This window comes from Bacillus sp. C30 (assembly GCF_040838255.1).
Lineage (GTDB): Bacteria > Bacillota > Bacilli > Bacillales > Bacillaceae_G > Bacillus_A > Bacillus_A mycoides.
On the sequence record NZ_JBFPJH010000232.1, the window covers coordinates 1 to 5,275 of the forward strand.

At 37.1% G+C, this 5,275-nt stretch carries 4 protein-coding genes and 1 pseudogene; all 5 read right to left on the minus strand.

All coding sequences use genetic code 11. The features are described 5' to 3' along the window. A pseudogene (locus tag AB3X49_RS17145) lies at window positions 1–235 on the minus strand (ABC transporter ATP-binding protein); the annotation flags it as partial. Beyond that, window positions 235–1,986 carry an ABC transporter transmembrane domain-containing protein gene (locus tag AB3X49_RS17150; RefSeq protein ID WP_002033485.1) on the minus strand — a complete coding sequence of 584 codons (1,752 nt, stop codon included), beginning with the start codon at window positions 1,984–1,986 and terminating at the stop codon, window positions 235–237. The gene AB3X49_RS17150 and the pseudogene AB3X49_RS17145, both read right to left, overlap by 1 nt. A gap of 123 nt (window positions 1,987–2,109) precedes the next feature. Further along, window positions 2,110–2,331, minus strand: coding sequence for a YneF family protein (locus AB3X49_RS17155; RefSeq protein ID WP_001132292.1), 222 nt, complete (start codon window positions 2,329–2,331; stop codon window positions 2,110–2,112). A gap of 78 nt (window positions 2,332–2,409) precedes the next feature. Continuing rightward, window positions 2,410–2,850, minus strand: a complete 441-nt coding sequence (gene sirA / locus AB3X49_RS17160; RefSeq protein ID WP_002014415.1) for a sporulation inhibitor of replication protein SirA — start codon at window positions 2,848–2,850, stop codon at window positions 2,410–2,412. Window positions 2,851–3,006: 156 nt separating this feature from the next. Continuing rightward, window positions 3,007–5,007 (minus strand): transketolase, encoded by a 2,001-nt coding sequence (tkt, locus tag AB3X49_RS17165; RefSeq protein WP_367963596.1) that lies wholly within the window; start codon window positions 5,005–5,007, stop codon window positions 3,007–3,009. Between the last annotated feature and the right edge of the window lie 268 nt (window positions 5,008–5,275).

A 5,275-nucleotide genomic window follows, 5' to 3' on the forward strand; every position in this document is an offset into this window, starting at 1 on the left:
ATAATACTTTTAATAAATGAGCAATAATATACACTACAAATAGGGTTACAAGTGCTGATTGTTCAAAGTTACCTGGCACTAAGTGTTCATCAAGAAATTGTTTAATTAAAAAAGGACCCATCATTTCAGTTACAGTTGCACCAACTAGAAATAAAAATGCTACCGCCAATAACCCTTTATAGGGCCTCATATAAGAAAGCAACCTTCTTAAATCACTCCGTTTTTTCTCAGCCATCATACGCCTCCTTTCTCTACTAATGCCTCTAACTGCTGGCTTTCGTACATTTCTTTATACCAACCATTTTCTTTCATTAATTGCTCATGTGTCCCTCGCTGCATAACCCTACCTTCATCAATAACAAGAATAAGATTTGCATGCTGAATAGCACTTAAACGATGGGCAGTAATAATCGTCGTTTTCTCTGCCCTTTCTCGTTTCAATGCAGTTAAAATAGTTTCTTCTGTTTTTGCATCTACGGCTGATAAACAATCATCTAATATTAAAATTTCAGCATTTGTTAATAATGCACGCGCAATAGAGATTCTCTGTTTTTGACCTCCTGATAGTGAAACGCCCCTTTCACCTACTACAGTGTCATACCCTTCTGGAAATTGAAATATATCATTATGAATACAAGCAATATCAGCAGCTCGGCTAATTTCTTTATATGTAGCATCGGCCTTTCCAAAAGCAATGTTCTCCCCAATACTCGCTGAAAATAAAAAGTGATCTTGCGGTACATATGAAATTGCAGAACGCACACCGTGAAGTGTTAAATCTCGAATATCCCGCTCCCCAACTTTTAATTCACCATTAAAATGATCATACTCTCGAATTAAACATTTTAATAACGTCGTCTTCCCTGCACCGGTACGCCCTACAACTCCTAACGTTTCACCTTTTCTTAAGTTAAAGTAAATATCTTTTAAGTTTAATAGTTCATTCTTTTTATAAGAAAACGAATCAACAGCAAACGAAACATCACCACTTGCTATAGCATGTATAGCATTTTCCTTATTCACTACATCTGAAGTTTGTGAAAATATTTTCTCCACACGATCATACGAAGCACGTCCACGCTCCATAATATTAAATAGCCATCCAAAAGCTAACATTGGCCATACAAGTGTCCCTAAGTACGTTGTAAATGTTACTAATTCCCCTACAGTTAATTCACCTCGTACGACTAATAATGATCCGTAACAAATTGCGATCAAAAATGAAAATCCGACAATTAGGGAAATCGTTGGATCGAATAACGAGTCAATACGTGCAACTAGCATATTTTTATGTACGACATCTTCAGATTTTTTCCGAAACGCTTGTAAATCCTCTTTCTCTTGTCCAAGTGAGCGAATTACCTTCATCCCACTCATACTTTCTTGCACTTTATCATTGATTTCAGAAAACGATTGCTGTGCCTTATGAAATCTTCTATGCAATAAAGTTCCATAATAATTTGTAGAAATAGCTACAATTGGCATCGGAATTAAACTTAATAACGTTAACTTCCAACTAATTGTAAATCCCATCGCTACGAGTACACATCCTCCAACAGCTAATGAATCAACGAGTGTTAAAACACCTGCCCCCGCAGTTTGCTGAATCGCCTGAATATCATTTGTCGCATGTGCCATCAAATCGCCTGTGCGACGTGATTGATAAAAAGATGGGCTCATCTTAGTAAAATGTTCATATAGATTCTTTCGCAGTTGACGAGCTAGTTTTAAAGAAGATCCAAAAATCATAATACGCCATAAGTAACGTAATATATACATCATAATTCCTACAACTACTAATAGAATAACCCAGTTCAACAATTTTTCAGACGTTAATGTTCCACTATTAATTTCATCTACTACAATCCCTAGTACTCTTGGCGCTACAAGTTCAAGAAGTGCGACACCAAATAACATAATAATTCCGATTATGTACGCTCGTTTTTCTTGCTTAAAAAACCAAGCTAAATTAAAAAACACTTTCATATTTATCCTCCTCCCTTAAAATGAGCGATGTTTTCAGTGTAACAAAATACAGAATATTTGAAAGTTTTAAATATGTTTTATAACCAAAAGAAAAGGGCACTCGGTAAGAGTGCCCTTTGGCGCTTATTTCGTTTGTTGCTTGTTCATCGCGCTCATCATTTGATTGATTTTCTTTTGGGAAGGTTTTTGTCCCATTTGCATCATCATCATTTTTAACATTTGTTCGTTAATTGGTGGATTTTTTTGTAAGTAATTCATCATGTATTTGCGGGCAATGAAAAATCCTAACGCCACGCCTGCTACTAGTGCTACTACGCCCACTAGAATACCTAACCACATTGGCATATCTTTTCCTCCTTCATGTTGTCTACCTTACAGTGTACTAAAACCTTTTCAATAAGACAAGATACTATTCGACATTTTTTACACATATGTTCGTACTTGTTTGAGAGGATTTAACCAACCGTACTTTTTATTTTCATAATCCATCGCTAAAAATGTTAACTCACACTTTCTAAGCACCTCAAAGAAAGTTGTTTCCATGGATACATTTCCAGAAGTATTTATTCGAATATATTGTGGTTTCACCATTATTTCTCCGTATTCGGCTCCTGTATAAAGCGTATGAGTATGATTTGTTCTTTCATATTTACCAAGAACACGCAAAGCTTGTTCTAATTTATGATGAATTTTCATTACTTGTAACGGCATCGTAATATACGTCATTTGTTTATATAATACTTTCTTCTCCGAAAGGAACCCAGATTCTGAAAATCGAGCAAATAAATCAAAAAACAAATATTCACGACCAAAGTAAGCTTTCGCAATATCCTCTTGAATTAAATACAATTCATACGTTTTCATTTTTCCCCTCCCGATCTGGACAACCTTTTCCCTACATTATATAAGAGAAGATTTGCAATGATTGTCTGACTACGGAGAGAGAAAAAACTTTTCCTGTCGAAAAAACTCAATTACATAGAAAAATCTCCCCATGCTGGAGAGATTTTTCTAAAATCATTAAAGCATTTCTTTTACTTTACGAACAACGTTCTCTACAGTAAATCCATACTCTTCCATAATCTTCTCACCAGGAGCAGAAGCACCGAATGTGTCAATACCTAGTACATCTCCATCAAGACCTACATAACGGTGCCATCCCATTGTAGCACCCATTTCAATTGCGAAACGTTTCGTTACTGCTTTTGGTAGTACAGATTCTTTGTACTCAGCAGTTTGAGCTTCAAAGCGATCCATAGATGGCATGCTAACAACAGCTGCATCAACGCCATCTGCTGCTAGAGCTTTTTGCGCTTCGATTGCTAAGCTTACTTCAGATCCAGTTGCAATTAAGATTACATCAGCAGTTTCTGTCTTGCTTGCAGAAACTACATATGCACCTTTTGCTACTTTTTTATAAGTATCGTCTTTTGCACCTTCTAATGTTGGAAGATCTTGACGAGTTAACACTAATGCAGTTGGTGTTTTTGTTGATTCTAGAGCTAGTCTCCAAGCTGCAACTGATTCGTTACCGTCTGCTGGACGAATAACAGAAACGTTTGGCATTGCACGAAGTGCTGCTAATTGTTCAACCGGCTCATGTGTTGGACCATCTTCACCAACAGCGATACTATCATGTGTGAATACATACGTTACAGGCAATTGCATTAATGCTGCAAGGCGAATTGCTGGACGTAAGTAGTCAGAGAATACGAAGAACGTACCACCGTAAGTTTTTAAACCGCCATGTAGTGCAATACCGTTCATTGCTGCACCCATCGCAAACTCACGAACACCGTACCAAATGTTTTTACCGCTGTAATCAGCTCTTGTGAAGTCTTTTTCGTTATTCATATATGTTTTGTTAGAACCAGCAAGGTCAGCTGATCCACCAAAGAATGATGGTACAGACTCTGCAATTGCATTAATTACAGCACCTGAAGAATTACGTGTTGCTGCTTTTGATCCTAATTCATAAGTTGGTAAGCTTTGTTCCCAACCTTCTGGAAGAAGACCGTTCATTGCTGCTTGCAGTTCGTTTGCTAATTCTGGATATGCTTGTGCATATTCACCGAGCATCGTGTTCCACGCAGCTTGCGTCGTTTCACCAACATCTTGTACTGTTTTACGGAAGTTGTCATATACTTCTTCTGCTACATGGAAGTCTTGTTCAGCAGTCCAAGCGTATGCTTCTTTCGTTAATTTTGTTTCGTCTACACCAAGTGGAGAACCATGTGAAGCTGATTTTCCTGATTTGTTTGGAGAACCGAAACCAATTGTCGTTCTTACTTCAATTAGCGTTGGGCGTTTTTCGTCAGCTTTCGCTTCTTCAATTGCTTTTGCGATTGCTTCAATATCGTTTCCATCCTCAACACGGATTACTTGCCACCCGTATGCTTTGTAACGATCTTCTACACTTTCAGAGAATGAACGATTTAAATCGCCATCTAATGAAATATCGTTTGAATCGTAAAGTACTACAAGACGACCTAATTGTAAATGAGCAGCTAATGAAGATGCTTCAGCAGAAACGCCTTCCATTAAATCTCCATCACCACAAATAGCGTATGTATGATGATCTACTACATTATACGCATCACGGTTGTATTTAGCCGCTAAATGTCTTTCAGCCATCGCCATACCAACAGCAGTTGCAATACCTTGTCCAAGTGGACCAGTTGTTGCGTCTACACCTGCTGTGTGACCGTACTCAGGATGTCCTGGAGTTTTGCTTCCCCATTGACGGAAGTTCTTTAAATCATCCATTGTTAAGTCATAACCAGATAGATGAAGTAGGCTGTATAGTAACATTGAACCATGACCTGCAGATAATACGAAACGATCGCGGTTAAACCACGTTGGGTTATTTGGATTGTGTTTCATAAATTGAGTCCATAATGTATAAGCCATTGGTGCTGCACCCATTGGCATTCCTGGGTGACCAGAGTTTGCTTTTTCAATCGCATCAATGGATAATGTGCGAATCGTGTTGATAGAAAGTTGTTCGATTGAATGTGACATGCTATTCTTCCCTTCGCGTATGTTAGTAAACGTTTTATACATTTATATGATAGCTTCCCACGCAAGATTATACAACATGTATCGACAAATATGTTGATGTTTTTTTGATTTTTCATAAAAAATACAGTGATTCAGGGAATGTATGGGCATTCAATATGACATACTTTTTAATTGTTTTTATTTTAAAAATAAAGATAATTATCTGTATATTTATACAAATATACTAATTTCTGATATATCTCTTTTTTGATAACCTTTAAAAATACAA

Excerpts from the sequence above, each read along its gene's own strand:
- sirA (WP_002014415.1), bottom strand. The coding sequence starts at position 2,850 with ATGAAAACGTATGAATTGTATTTAATTCAAGAGGATATTGCGAAAGCT.
- tkt (WP_367963596.1), bottom strand. The coding sequence starts at position 5,007 with ATGTCACATTCAATCGAACAACTTTCTATCAACACGATTCGCACATTA.
- AB3X49_RS17150 (WP_002033485.1), bottom strand. The coding sequence starts at position 1,986 with ATGAAAGTGTTTTTTAATTTAGCTTGGTTTTTTAAGCAAGAAAAACGA.
- AB3X49_RS17155 (WP_001132292.1), bottom strand. The coding sequence starts at position 2,331 with ATGCCAATGTGGTTAGGTATTCTAGTGGGCGTAGTAGCACTAGTAGCA.